Below are 13,299 nucleotides of genomic sequence, written 5' to 3'. Positions count from 1 at the left end.
CGCAAGATCAGGCACCAGACGCACCCCGGAATTTGCCCGCAACAGGACAACACGCCTACCGCCGTCTGCCATTCGATCCACTCGGTCCGCATGCCTTCAATAGGAAATCTGGAGCAAGGCTGACTTTGAAATCGCTTTGAATCAAGTGTCTTGTCTTGCCCGTTCCAGGACTGGGCAAGGACATGCCGGCAAGCGATCGCGCGTGCACGAGGTCCGGCCCGCCGCTGCCGCCTGTCCGGGAGCAGAGAGAAGAGTGGCGCAGACCCGCCGGTCGCCTACCGGCAGTCGCCGATGCCCGCAACCAGGACTCACCCCGGCGGCAGGATCAGGAGGGCGCGGAAATCGTTGACGTTGGTCAGGGTCGGGCCGGTGACGACCTGCGCCCCTGCGCGGGCGAAGTAGCCGTGTGCATCGTTGCGGGCAAGCGCCTCGGCCGCGCCGGGCGTGGCCAGCGTGTCCGGCCCGATCACCGCGCCCGCCACCTCGGCCGCGCCATCCACGCCGTCGGTGTCGCAGGCAAGGGCATGGATGCGGGGGTGGCCCTCCAGCGTCAGCGCGAGCGCCAGACAGAATTCGGCGTTCGGCCCACCGATACCGTCGCCGCGCCGAGTCACGGTCAACTCGCCACCCGAGAGGAGCAGCACCGGACGGTCGCCGGGGCGCAGGTGCGCCGCGATGCCGACCGCCAGGGCAGCCTGGTCGCGGGCGACCGCGCGCGCCTCGCCCTCGAGGCTGTCGCCCAGCGTCCGCACCTCGGAGAGAGGCGCGGCCAGTGCCGCCGCCGCGGCCAGCGACTGGGCAGGGGCGGCATAGATCACGTTCGTGACGCGCGACAGCCGCGGATCGCCCGGCGCCACCACGCCGGACCGGTCCAGTGCGGCCAGCGCGGCCGGGGGCACGGGGATCTGCCAGCGGTCCAGGATCGCGCGCGCCTCGTCGGGGGTGCTGGCATCGCCCACGGTGGGGCCCGAGCCGATGAAGGCGGGATCGTCCCCCGGCACGTCCGAGATCATCAGGGCCAGCATCCGCGCCGGATGGGCTGCGGCGGCCAGCTGGCCGCCCTTCACGCGGCTGAGGTGCTTGCGCACCGTGTTCATTGCCGAAATCGGCGCGCCCGAGGCCAGAAGTGCCGCGTTGACCGCCTGCTTTTCGGTGAGCGACAGCCCCTCTGCCGGGGCGCAAAGGAGGGCCGAGGCCCCGCCCGAGATCAGGGCCAGGACAAAGTCGTCCTCTCCCAGCCCGCGCAGGAGTTCGAGCATCCGGGCGGTGGCCGCGACCCCGGCCGCATCGGGCACGGGATGCGCGGCCTCGACGATCTCGATCCCGCGACAGGGGCGCGCATAGCCGTAGCGGGTGATGACCAGCCCCTCGCAGGGGCCCCAGACGGCCTCGACCGCCTCGGCCATCCGGGCGCTGGCCTTGCCCGCTCCGACCACGACCACGCGCCCCGCTGGCTTCTCCGGCAGGAAGCCCGCGAGCGAGCGCATCGGGTCGGCCACCTCGACCGCGCGGTCGAAAAGCTGGCGCAGGAAGGCGGCGGGGTCCGGGATCATCGGCCGAGGCTCCGGGCTGGGAACGTGGCGGGAAAAGATAGCGCAATCCGGGCCGGACGCAGACCGGTTTTGCCCGTTTCGCGCGCCGTTTCCGTCATGGACCGCGCAGGTCGAGCTTCTGGAGATCCTCGAGGAGCTCGAGAAGCTGCTCCAGCCGTTCATGGCCGAACTCGGCCTCGATCCGACCGAGGATCGCTGCGCTTTGCGCGGCATGGGCCTGGACGAAGGCCAGCCCGGCCGGGGTGATCGCGACGATCGACTTGCGGCGGTCTTCGGGAGGGGTGGTGCGGGTGATCAGCCCTTCCGCGACCATCGGTCCGATCATCCGGGTCAGGCTGGACAGGAGCAGCACCGCCTCGGCCGCGACCTGGCTGAGTTCCAGCGGACCGCGTTCCTGAAGCACGCGCAGCACGCGCCATTTCTGTTCGTTGATGCCCGATGTGGCCAGCATCTGCCGCAAGGGCCCCATCACCGTTTCCCGCGCGCGCAACAGCGCGATCGGCAAAGAGCGGCGGGTCTGGCGGAAGGAAGGGGGATCGTCGGACATCTTCCGCTTATTGCCTGTTTTGCCGCGCGCCTCAATGCCGCGCATCGGTCGGCAGCGCGAATGCTCGTCGGCGACTGCGTCCCTCCTCGCGGACCGCCGGGGAGGAGACGCAGTCGAAAGACGCGGCCCTCAGCCGGGCACCAGCGCCAGCGCGCGGATGGGCGAGCCGGTGCCGGCCCGGATCTTCAGCGGCGCCGCTATCAGAAGCGCGCCCTTCGGCGGCAGCTGGTCGAGGTTGCACAGGCTCGCCAGGCCGAAGCAGTTGTCGCGGTGCAGGAAGTTGTGCGCCGGGAAGGGCGGGCTGAACTTGCCGGCCATGCCCGCATCCGTGCCGATGCACTGGCTGCCCCAGCCGACGATGCCCTTGCCCAGAAGATAGTCGATACAGTCGGTCGAAGGGCCGGGGGAATGCGATCCGTCCTCGTAAGGATCGGGGTCCTCGTTCAGGAACAGCGTCTCATCATGGGCGCGGCGGTCCCAGTCGGTGCGCATCAGCACCCATTCGCCGGGACCGATCTCGCCATGCTGCGCCTCCCAGGCCTTCACATGCGCGGCCGTCAGCAGGAAGTCCGGGTCCGCCGCCGCCTCGGCCGAACAGTCGATGACATTGGCCGGCGCGATCAGGCGCTGGACCGACAGCGTGTCGGTGAAGCCGTCCGGGTGGTCCCGCCCCGACAGCCAGTGATGCGGCGCGTCGAAATGGGTGCCCGAGTGCTCGCCCAGTTCCAGCCAGTTCCAGGCCCAGAACGGACCGTCCTTGTCATAGGCGCTGATCCGGTGGATGGCGACCTTGGGCGTGTTCCGGGCGAGATCCTCGGGCAGGCGCAGGATCGGGGTTTCGGGGCCAAGCTGGGCGGTCAGGTCAACCACCCGCACGCCCCCGCCGGCAAGACCGGCGGTCAGGGCCGACAGAACCTCTGCCGGATTGCCCGTCTTATCCCCCTGCCCCGCAAACCGCCTGCGGCGGCGGGCCATCACCTCTTCCACCAGGTCGAAGACGGCATCCACCGCGCGGTCCTCGGTCACAAAGCCCGGCGACATCCTCAGGATCGGGCCGCGGAAATCGACGGAATAGCCCTCGACCCCCAAGGCCCCCACGCAGGCCGCGGCCTCGGCCTTGTCGGGCATGCGGATCATCACCGCGCCGCCGCGCCGGTCGGCGTCACGTGGAGAGTGCAGCGGCAAATCCAACCGGTCTGCCCTTTCGATCACCCGGTCCACCAGGCGGCGGTTGTGCGCGGCGACCTCGGTCAGGTCCTGCTTCGAGAACCATTCCAGCGCCGGCAGCGAGGCCAGCGCGGCCACCGACCCCGGCGTGCCGGTGTCGAAGCGGCGGATGTCGGGGGCGTAGTCGAACCTGTCGAGGTCCCAGGAGAAGGGGTTGTTCTGCGAAAACCACCCCCGCCCTTCCGGCGTCAGCATCGGGATCAGGTCCTTGTCGGCGTAAAGGATCCCCGCGCCGGGCGTGCCGCACAGCCATTTCAGGCTGGTCGAGACGACGAAATCCACTTTCGGGTTCATCGCATCGAAGGGCATCAGCCCAGCGCCTTGGGTGATGTCGGCGACCATCAGGCTGCCCATGGCCCGGCCATGCGCGACCAGCGCCGGATAATCCATCTTCGACGAGCCGATCGAGGTCACCCAGGTCAGCAGCGCCAGCCCCACATCCGGGCCCCAGTGGGCGATAAAGTCCTCGGTCTCCACCCAGGCGCGGCCTTCGGACAGCGGCACCGTGGTCAGCGTGAACCCCAGCTTCGGCGCCAGACCCTGCAACAGGAAATGCAGCGAGGGGAAACAGTCCGCCGCCGCCAGCACCCGTTTCCCGCACAGCATCCCTTCCGGCAGCGCGCGGAGGATCTTCTGCAACCCCTCGGTCACGTTGTCCACCGTGGTCAGGCTGCCCTTGGGGACGTTGATCAGCCGCCGCCAGCGGTCGATGAAATCCTGCCGCTTGCGCAGCACATAGCCCCATTGCCTGTCATCCGGGGCAGACCAGACCGCCGAGAACTCGGCCATCGCGCGGGCGAGGTCGTCCTCCTTGCCCGGATAGATGCCGATGGAATGATAGAGGAAATAGCCCCCCGCCGTGCTGTTCGTGGCCAAGTGATCCCGTCCTTCCCGCCCGGTTCGCGCCCCGGCAGGTTAGGGGAAGTGCCGGGCGGCCTCAAGATGTTTCAAGCTTGAAAAGTCTGGAGATCTCCCGGCACCAGATCCGCGGCCCAGGGCCTGCCTTCGACCAGCCCGAACACCTCGCCCGCCAAAAGGTCCACCGTGCCGTCTGCAAGGGTCCGGAAGGCGGTCGGCAGGCCGGCGGCCCTGCACAGCGCAAGGCCCCCGACGCAATCCCAGAGACCGCCGACCCGGGCCTCGACATAGCCGGCCAGCCGTCCGCTCGCGACCAGCATCAGCCCCAGCGCGCAGGAGCCGACCACGCGCGGCGCAAGGCCCGCGGCCTCGCAGGCGGCCTCGACGGCATGGCGGTCGGCCACCGGCCAGCGCGGGTTGCGGCCAAGTCCGATGCAGCCGGGCATCGCGGCGCGAGAGCCGGGGGCAAGGCCAGTCTCGCGCAGAGGGCCACCGGCGCTGCCCACCGCCATCAATCCCAGCGCCGGGGCGATGATGCCGCCGGCAAGCGGGCGGCCCGCGTCCATCAAGCCGATGGAGATGGTCCAGAACGGCAGGCCGGAGAGGAAGTTCGCCGTGCCGTCGATCGGATCCACGGCCCAGAAGCGACCCTTCGACGTGCCGCCCATCTCTTCGCCCAGGATGCCGTCGCCGGGGAAGTCGTGGGCCAGAAGGCGGCGGAGCGTCGCCTCGACCGCCCGGTCGGCGTCCGACACGAGGTCGCCGGGCGCCTTGGCCGCGACGGCACGGTCGGCGAGCCTGTCGAAGAAGCCCAGTGCCTGCGTGCCCGCTTCGGTCAGGATTTTGGACAGGCGGTCAAGGTCGATCGGGTCGGTCATGGGCGCATCCTCTGGCTGGCCGTGTCAGGCTAGCTGGACCACATCACCGGCGAAAGACAAGCTGCCCTCCTCGTGCGGCTTCGCCTTCTCGTCGGGGGCACCAGCGAGGAGTGCCGAAGGCATCGACGAGCGATGCCGGGGGAAGGGTCAGCCCTGCGGCACCCGAACGACGATCCCGTCCAACGCCGCGCTCATCCGGATCTGGCAGGACAGGCGCGAGGTCGGCTCGCGCCCGGCCTCGGTGATGTCCAGCATGTCCTCCTCGAAGGCGCCGGGCGGGCCGGCGCGGTCGGCCCAGGCGGGATCGACGACGACGTGGCAGGTCGCGCAGGACAGCGAGCCGCCGCATTCGCCGATGATGCCGGGCACGCCGTGCCGGGTCGCCGCCTGCATCAGGCTTTCGCCCTCCGGCACGTCCAGGGTGATCTCGCGGCCATCGGCCAGTTTCCAGGTGGCGTGCATCGCGGGCCCTCAGACATACCAGATGTAATAGTCGCGCAGCGCCGCGCCTTCGAGGCCCGCGGTCTTGTCCACCTCGATCCGCTTCATGAACAGGTGATGCTCCACGAGTTCGGGGCCCAGCGCCTGTGCCAGGGCGGTATCGGCGGCCAGATCGTCCATCGCCTCGGAGAGGGACCCGGCCACGCCATGCCCGGCATCGGTGCGGTCGAAGCCGTCGCCGGCCTCGGGCGCGGGAAGCGCGTGGCCCGCCTCCACCCCCAGCCGGCCGGCCTGCAACAGCGCGGCCAGCGCGGTATAGGGGTTGCAGCTGGCATCGGCCATCCGGTGTTCCAGCCGCGTCTTGGGGCCGCCCTCTTCCGACACGCGGACCGTGACGCCGCGATGGTCGCCGCCCCAGTTGCACCAGTAGCCCGACATCGATGCGGGTTGCAGCCGCAGGTAGCTGCCGACCGTGGGCGCCAGAAGTCCCGCAAGCCCCTTGTGGTGATGCAGCCAGCCCGCGACGACGCCCCTGGCCAGATCGTTCATGTGCCCCGGCCCGCCCTTCGGCCCGGTCATCAGTGCGTTCGCCCCGGTCCTGTCTGCGAAGGAAATATTGAAATGCAGCCCCGAGCCGCCCTTTTCCGGGATCGGTTTCGGCAGGAAGGTCAACAGGATGCCGTGGTCCAGCGCCACCTCGCGGGCCATCTGGCGGAAAAGGACCATCTCGTCCACCGCACGCACCGCCTCGTCATAGGCCAGGGTGAATTCGAACTGCGGCGTGTCGTATTCGGCGGTGATCAGCTCCAGCCGGAAGCCCGCCGCCTCGGCCCGCTGCCAAATCGCATCGGTGAAGCCGGCTGGATCGGCGAAGGGGCCGGTGCCATAGACGACGCCGCCCTGAGCGCGCATCGGCGCGACGCTGCCGTCCTCGGCGATCTCGAAGGCATAGGCTTCCAGCTCGATCCCGACCTTCGGCGTCAGACCCTTCGCCGCCCAGTCGGCCACCGCGCGTTTCAGCGCCCCGCGCGGGCAGAGCGGGATGCGCTGGCCCTCGCTGTCGTAAAGATCGCCGGTGACGACCCTGGTGTCGGGCTCCCAGCCGTCGCGGATTTCCTCGGCGACCCAGCGCAGTTCCATGTCCGGGATGCCCTCGCGACATTTCGTATGGGGGGCGTCGAGGATCAGATCCTTGTCCCAATGGACGGAAAAGGTCGGCCGCGCCAGCCGCGTGCCGTCGGATTTCAGCTTGTGCGCAGGCAGGTACTTGCCCCGCATCAGGCTGAGGTGGTCGCAGAACATCGCGCGCAGGCGGTCGGCCATGTCATCCCCCCTTGGTCAGTGCAGCGTCACGCGCACCGGCAGACTTTTCAGTCCGGCCACGAAATTCGAGCGCAGGAACTTCTGCTCTCCGGCCGGCTCGACGGACTTGATGCGCCTCGCCAGTTCCTGGAACAGCACGCGCACCTCCAGCCGCGCCAGCCACATGCCGAGGCAGAGATGCGGCCCCCCCTGGCCGAAGGCGAGGTGCTTGTTCGGGCTGCGCGCCAGATCGACGCGGAAGGGCTGGTCGAACACCGTCTCGTCGCGGTTGGCGGAGGCGAACCAGTAAAGGACCTTGTCGCCGGCCCGGACCTGGCGCCCGTGCATCTCGAAATCGCGGGTGGCGGTGCGGCGGAAATAGGCGGTGGGGCTGGCCCAGCGGATGATCTCGTCCGCCATGGTCTCGTCCACGGCGCCCGAGCGGATCAAGGGCAGAAGCTCGGGCTGATGCGCCAGAGCCTGGATGCCGGCGGCGATGGAATAGCGCGTAGTATCGTTGCCCGCCGCCACGATCAGGCAGAAGAAGTTGCGGAACTCGTGCTCGGGCATCACCGACCCGTCGTGACCCGGTTGCAGGATCATGTGCAGCACGCCCGAGGTGTCCCCCGCGGCCTCCTTCCGCGCCATCAGGTCGCGCGCATAGGCGTAAAGCTCCGCCCCCGCCGGAGAGTTGAAGGGCATCATGCGGAATTCGTCGGTCGTCAGCTTGTCCAGCACATGGCTGGTGAAATCGGGATCGGTGTTGGCGATCAGCGCATCGCCCTTTTCCACCAGCCAGGGCAGGTCCTCGTCCGGCAGGCCGACGATGCGGCCCAGCATGCGCATCGGCAGTTCGCGGGCGATCTCCCTGGTGGCGTCGAAGGTGCCCTTCTCCAGCGCGGCATCGAGGATCGCCGTGCACAGGTCGCGGATCGCCTGTTCGAACCCGGCGATCACCGGCCTGGAGAAGGCCTTCGCCACCTTCACCCGCGTCAGCATGTGTTCAGGCGGGTCGGTTTCCTGGAAGGTGCGGCGCGCGAGGTATTCCTCGTAGCTCTGATCCTCCATCCGGATGCCGCGGGCCGAGGACAGAAGGTCGGGCTGGCCGTTCAGGCGCAGGATGTCCGCGTGCCGGGTCACGGACCAGAAGCCCTGTCCTTGCGCATAGTCGGTCCAGTGCATCGGGTCCTCGCGCCGCAGGCGCGCGAAGGTGTTGTGCGGCGCGCCCTGCACGAAGGTGTCGTGGCTGGTCAGGTCGGCATAGCCGTCATCGTTCGGCACCCAGATCGTCATGCTTGCCCCTCCCCTGCTTTTGCATAATGATACGCATGTTAAATATGTAAAGGGAAATCTCATGCATATCGCTGTGCTGGCCACGAACACCGACGACAGCGCCTTCGCGGCCCGCCATCCGCGCGATGTCGAGAAGTTCCGCAGCCTGATCCATGCGGTCCGGCCTGGATGGACGGTGACGGCCTTCGATCTGCCGAAGGGCGAGTTTCCCGCAGATATTCAGGGCTTTGACGGGTTCCTGATCGGCGGCAGCCCCTCATCGGTCCATGATGACGAGGCCTGGATCGACCGGCTTCTGAAGCTGATCCGTGATGCCTTTGCCGCGGGCAAGCCCATGGCCGGGGCCTGTTTCGGACACCAGGCCATCGCCAAGGCCCTGGGCGGGACCGTGGGGCCGAATCCCGGCCCCTTCGTGCTGGGAACCGCCGAGACCGAGGTCATCGCCTCCGCCCCCTGGATGGACCCGGTGGACCGATTCCGGCTTGCGGCCGCGCATGGCGAGCAGGTGACGGACCTGCCTCCGGGGGCCGAGGTCATCGGGCGCGCGCCCGGTTGCCCCGCGGCCTGCTACCGGATCGGCGACCGGGTCTTTGCCACCCAGTATCACCCGGAAATGACGCCCGGATTCCTTGCGGCGCTGGTCGAGGAATTCGCCCCGAAATTTCCCGATCCGGTCGGCCGGGACGCGCGCGCCTCGCTGCCGCAGGGCACCGAGGGCCCCCGCTTCGCCGAATGGATCGCGCGTTTCTTCGAGCAGGCGAACCGCTAGGACAGGGCGGCCAGCAGGTCCATCGCCGTCACCTGGTCGAACTGGACATGGGCCTGCATCAGCGCCTCGGCCCCGGCGGCATCGCGGTCGAAGATCGCCTGCGCGATCCGGCGATGCTCGGCCGCCGAGGCAGGGATCGCGCCGGCAAAGCGATAGCGCGCCCGGTAGTAGGCCAGCAGCCGCCGCGCATTGGTCTTGAGGCTTTCCAGCAGCACGCCATTGCCCGAGGCCGTGGCGACGCAGGCATGGAAACGCAGGTTCAGCTGGTAATAGCCGTCCGGGTCGCTGTCCGGGTTGGCCTCGGCCTTCGCCTCGCAGGCGCGGACGGCGGCCTCCAGATCCTCGGCCCCCTGCCGCGACAGGCGCCGCGCGGCCAGGCCCGCCGCCTGGCCCTCCAGTTTGGCATGGACCTCGAGGATGGCCAGGAACTCTTCCAGCGTCGGGCGGAAGATCGTCGCCCCCTTGCGCGGCAGGCGCCGGACGAGGCCAAGCGCCTCCAGATACAGGATCGCCTCGCGCACCGGCGTACGGGAGACCCGGTGCGCCTCGGCCAACTCGGCCTCGTCCAGAAGATCGCCGGGGTTCAGCTGGCCAAGGTCGATCCGCTCCAGGATGCGCTGGACCAGAGCGGGGATCTGCGGGCCGGCAAAGGGAATGGTCATCGCGTCGTCTCCTTCCCCGGACCCTGCCACGGAGCATCGGGCAGGTCGATGCCCTCCCTTCGAGGCAAGCCGGTTTCACAAACTGCTTTCAGGACGACAGACAACGGTTTGCGGTGCAACAATTTTCGCCAGTCGGGTGCTTTGCACACCGCGCCGCGCAGGCGGGCGTAGCGCGGCTAAACTGCTGCTTGTAACGAATCGGGAAAGAGTTTTACCTTTTGGTAAAAATATAACCGGACACCAGCAACAGGGATGGGCAACAAGATGACCAAGGGAAGCTTCACGGTCTCGCGTCGCGGGCTCTTGATGGGCGGGGCGGCGGCCTCGGTCGCGGCGAACCTGCCGCGCATGGCGATGGCGCAGGATCCGGTAAGGATGGCGGGCATCTACACGGTGCCGGTCGAACAGCAATGGGTCAGCCGCATCCACATCGCGGCCGAGGCGCTGAAGGCCGCCGGGACGGTGGACTACACCTACACCGAGAATGTGGCCAACACCGACTATCCCCGCGTCATGCGCGAATACTGCGAGGCCGGCGTCAAGCTGATCGTGGGCGAGATCTTCGGCGCCGAGGCCGAGGCGCGCGAGGTCTGCGCGGAATACCCGGACGTGGCTTTCCTGCTGGGGTCCTCCTTCATGCCGGACGAGGCCGCGAACCCGAACCTCGCGGTCTTCGACAACTACATCCAGGACGCGGCTTACCTATCGGGCATCGTCGCCGGCGGGATGACCAAGGGCAACATCGGCATGGTCGGCGGCTTCCCGATCCCCGAGGTCAACCGGCTGATGAATGCCTTCATGGCGGGCGTGCGCGAGGTGAAGCCGGACACGAAGTTCCAGGTTTCGTTCATCGGGTCCTGGTTCGATCCGCCCAAGGCCAAGGAAACCGCCTTCGCGATGATCGATGGCGGCGCGGACCTGATGTATGCTGAACGCTTCGGCGTGTCGGACGCGGCCAAGGAACGGGGCGTGCTGGCCATCGGCAACGTGATCGACACCCAAGCCGACTACCCCGAAACCGTCGTCACCTCGGCGCTGTGGCACTTCGAGCCGACGCTGAACGCCGCCGTGGCCGCAGTGCAGGCGGGCACCTTCAAGGCCGACAACTACGGCGTCTATTCCTACATGAAGGCGGGCGGCTGCTCGCTGGCGCCGCTCGGCTCCTTCGAGGGCAAGGTCCCGGCCGAGATCATGGCGCTGGTGGCCGAGAAGGAAGCCGCGATCAGGGACGGCAGCTTCACCGTGACCATCGACGACACCGAGCCGAAGTCGTCGTGACCACCGGACCAGCGGAGGCGGAGGTCGTCCTTCGCCTCGACCGCATCACCAAGCGCTTCGGCGCGCTGACCGCGAACGATGCGGTAAGCCTGACCCTGCGGCGCGGCGAGGTCGTGGCCCTGCTTGGGGAAAACGGCGCCGGCAAGACCACGCTGATGAACATTCTCTTCGGGCACTATGTGGCCGACGAGGGGACGGTGGAGGTCTTCGGCCAGCCGCTGCCGCCCGGCACCCCGCGCGCGGCGCTGGCGGCGGGGGTGGGCATGGTGCACCAGCACTTCACGCTGGCCGGCAACCTGACCGTGCTGGAGAACATCACGCTCGGCACCGAAAGCCTCTGGTCGCGCTCGCACGGCGGCGCGCGGGCGAAGGTGGAGCGTCTGTCGCGCGATTTCGGGCTGGCCGTCCACCCTGACGCCAAGGTCGGCCGCCTGTCGGTCGGCGAACGCCAGCGGGTCGAGATCCTGAAGGCACTTTACCGCGACGCGCGCATCCTGATCCTCGACGAGCCGACCGCCGTGCTGACGCCGCAGGAATCGGATGCGCTCTTCGCCACCCTGCGCAAGGCGACGGCGCTGGGGCTGTCGGTCATCTTCATCAGCCACAAGCTGCACGAGGTCATGGCGATCGCCGACCGCTGCGTCGTCTTGCGGCATGGCCGCGTGGTGGGCGAGGTCGATACGCACGCCACCGACAAGGCGGCGCTCGCGGCGCTGATGGTGGGGGGAGAGTTGTCCCTGCCGCGCGCCGATGCGCGGGCGCCGGGACCGGTGCTGATGCGGCTGGAGGGGGTCTCGACCCCCGACCGCGGGGCAGCGCCGGGGCTGAAGGCGGTGACGCTGGAACTGCGGGCGGGGCAGATCACCGGGCTTGCCGGGGTGTCGGGCAACGGTCAAGCGGCGCTGGCCGAGATCGTCGGCGGGCTGGCCGTGCCTGCGGCGGGGCACCTGTCGCTGCACGGGGAAGAGCCGAAGGCCTGGTCGCCGGGCGAGGCGCTGGCACGCGGCGTGGCGCGGATCCCCGAGGACCGGCACCACCAGGGCTCGATCGCCGATTTCGACCTGACCGAGAACGCAGTGCTGGAGGCCTATCGCAGCCGCTTTTCCCGGCGCGGCTGGATGGACTGGCGCGCGGCACGGGCCTTCGCGGAAGGGATCATCAAGGACTACGATGTGCGCTGCCCGGGGCCATCGACGCGCATCCGTCTCCTGTCGGGCGGGAACATGCAGAAGCTGATCCTGGGCCGCGCCATGGCGCCGGGGCCTGACATCATCCTCGCGAACCAGCCGGTGCGGGGGCTGGACGTGGGCGCGATCGCCTATGTGCAGGGCCAGCTGATCGCCGCGCGCGACCGGGGGGCGGCGGTGCTGCTGATTTCCGAAGACCTGGACGAAATCATGGGCTTGTCGGATATCATTCATGTGATGTCTCAAGGTCGCCTGTCGCCCGGATTCCCGCGCGGGACGATGACGGCGGCGGAGTTGGGTCTCTGGATGGCCGGGCAGAAGTTCGGGGATGCGGATGCGGCTTGAACCCATTCCCAACCCCTCGGCCGCGCGGCGCCTCGGCCTGCCGGCGCTCGCGCTGGTCGCCACGCTGGGCGTCGCCATGGCGCTTGCGCTGATCGCCGGGGCGAACCCCTTCGCCGTCCTCGGCCAGATCGCCAAGGGCGCGCTGGGGTCGAAGCTCGCGATCCTCGAGACGCTGAACCGCGCGACGCCCCTGATCTTCACCGGCCTCGCCGTCGCGGTCGCCTTCCGGGCGAAGCTGTGGAACATCGGCGCCGAGGCGCAGCTTTATGCGGGGGCGATCGTCGCGGTCGTTCTGGGCACCGGGGCGCTCGGCAGTCCGCTGGTCCTGCCCTTGTCGGCGCTCGCCGCAATGCTGGCCGGGGCGGCGCTGCTGCTGGGTCCGGTCCTTCTGAAAACCCGGCTCGGGGTGGACGAGGTGGTTACCACGCTGCTGCTGAACTTCATCATGCTCCTCTTCGTCAGCTACCTGCTGGAGGGGCCGATGAAGGATCCCATGGGGATGGGCTGGCCGAAGTCCCCGGCCCTGTTCCCCGAGGCCCGCCTGCCCCGCATCGTGACTGGTCTGCGGCTGCACTGGGGTTTTGCGCTGGCGATCATCGCGGCGGTCGTGGTCTGGGTGATCCAGACCCGCACCACGCTGGGATTCGAGATCCGCGCCGTGGGCCAGAACCCCGAGGCCGCGCGATTCACGGGCATGCCGGTCAATACGGTGCTGGTCAAGACCGCGCTCTTGTCGGGGGGCCTGGCCGCGCTGGCCGGCTGGTCCGAGGTGGCGGGGCTGAAGGGGCACCTGTCGTCCGACCTGTCGCCCGGCTTCGGCTACACGGGCATCATCGTCGCCATGCTGGCGCTGCTGCACCCTCTGGGCGTGGTGCTGACGGCGATCTTCGTGGCCGGGATCTTCGTCGGATCGGACGCGATGAGCCGGGCGGCGGGCGTGCCAACCTATATCGCCGACA

General features: G+C 68.9%; 12 protein-coding genes. 4 read left to right on the top strand and 8 right to left on the bottom strand.

The genetic code is table 11. From position 1 onward, the window contains the following. Window positions 1–308: 308 nt before the first annotated feature. From ACK4IU_RS04300 to ACK4IU_RS04270, 7 genes are all read right to left on the bottom strand, one after another. On the bottom strand, window positions 309–1,553 hold the full coding sequence (locus ACK4IU_RS04300) for a glycerate kinase (protein ID WP_409732009.1): 1,245 nt from the start codon (window positions 1,551–1,553) through the stop codon (window positions 309–311). Between the two features lie 94 nt (window positions 1,554–1,647). Beyond that, a complete protein-coding gene (hpaR, locus tag ACK4IU_RS04295) occupies window positions 1,648–2,100 on the bottom strand; it encodes a homoprotocatechuate degradation operon regulator HpaR (protein WP_409732007.1) in 453 nt (150 codons plus the stop codon). A 129-nt stretch (window positions 2,101–2,229) separates the two neighbouring features. Beyond that, on the bottom strand, window positions 2,230–4,203 hold the full coding sequence (locus ACK4IU_RS04290) for an aminotransferase class V-fold PLP-dependent enzyme (RefSeq protein WP_409732005.1): 1,974 nt from the start codon (window positions 4,201–4,203) through the stop codon (window positions 2,230–2,232). Between the two features lie 71 nt (window positions 4,204–4,274). Further along, window positions 4,275–5,063 (bottom strand): inositol monophosphatase family protein, encoded by a 789-nt coding sequence (locus ACK4IU_RS04285; protein ID WP_409732003.1) that lies wholly within the window; start codon window positions 5,061–5,063, stop codon window positions 4,275–4,277. A gap of 147 nt (window positions 5,064–5,210) precedes the next feature. Continuing rightward, window positions 5,211–5,525: a 2Fe-2S iron-sulfur cluster-binding protein gene (locus ACK4IU_RS04280; RefSeq protein ID WP_149589625.1), complete on the bottom strand. Its 315-nt coding sequence runs from the start codon at window positions 5,523–5,525 to the stop codon at window positions 5,211–5,213. Between the two features lie 9 nt (window positions 5,526–5,534). Further along, entirely contained in the window at window positions 5,535–6,827 is a 1,293-nt protein-coding gene (locus tag ACK4IU_RS04275) for a glutamine synthetase (RefSeq protein WP_409732001.1), read from the bottom strand. 15 nt (window positions 6,828–6,842) lie between these two features. Continuing rightward, complete coding sequence (locus ACK4IU_RS04270) at window positions 6,843–8,099, bottom strand: cytochrome P450 (RefSeq protein WP_409731999.1); 1,257 nt, start codon at window positions 8,097–8,099, stop codon at window positions 6,843–6,845. A 61-nt stretch (window positions 8,100–8,160) separates the two neighbouring features. On the opposite strand from ACK4IU_RS04270, the gene ACK4IU_RS04265 reads away from it, so the two are divergent. Continuing rightward, window positions 8,161–8,868, top strand: a complete 708-nt coding sequence (locus ACK4IU_RS04265) for a type 1 glutamine amidotransferase (RefSeq protein WP_409731997.1) — start codon at window positions 8,161–8,163, stop codon at window positions 8,866–8,868. On the opposite strand, the gene ACK4IU_RS04260 is transcribed toward ACK4IU_RS04265, so the two are convergent. Then, window positions 8,865–9,530: a GntR family transcriptional regulator gene (locus tag ACK4IU_RS04260; protein ID WP_409731995.1), complete on the bottom strand. Its 666-nt coding sequence runs from the start codon at window positions 9,528–9,530 to the stop codon at window positions 8,865–8,867. The genes ACK4IU_RS04265 and ACK4IU_RS04260 overlap by 4 nt on opposite strands. Window positions 9,531–9,794: 264 nt before the next feature. Between ACK4IU_RS04260 and ACK4IU_RS04255 the strand changes: the two genes are divergently transcribed. The 3 genes from ACK4IU_RS04255 to ACK4IU_RS04245 form a co-directional block, all read left to right on the top strand. Further along, complete coding sequence (locus ACK4IU_RS04255; RefSeq protein ID WP_409731993.1) at window positions 9,795–10,808, top strand: BMP family protein; 1,014 nt, start codon at window positions 9,795–9,797, stop codon at window positions 10,806–10,808. After that, window positions 10,805–12,340 (top strand): ABC transporter ATP-binding protein, encoded by a 1,536-nt coding sequence (locus ACK4IU_RS04250; RefSeq protein ID WP_409731991.1) that lies wholly within the window; start codon window positions 10,805–10,807, stop codon window positions 12,338–12,340. Before ACK4IU_RS04255 ends, ACK4IU_RS04250 begins: the two co-directional genes overlap by 4 nt. Next, window positions 12,330–13,299: ABC transporter permease (locus ACK4IU_RS04245; protein WP_409731989.1), on the top strand; the 970-nt coding region annotated here is incomplete at its 3' end. The genes ACK4IU_RS04250 and ACK4IU_RS04245, both read left to right, overlap by 11 nt.

It is taken from the genome of Tabrizicola flagellatus, assembly GCF_046295235.1.
Classification (GTDB): domain Bacteria; phylum Pseudomonadota; class Alphaproteobacteria; order Rhodobacterales; family Rhodobacteraceae; genus Tabrizicola; species Tabrizicola flagellata_A.
Note: the sequence above shows the minus strand (reverse complement) of the source record. Positions and strands in the feature narration are given on the sequence as shown.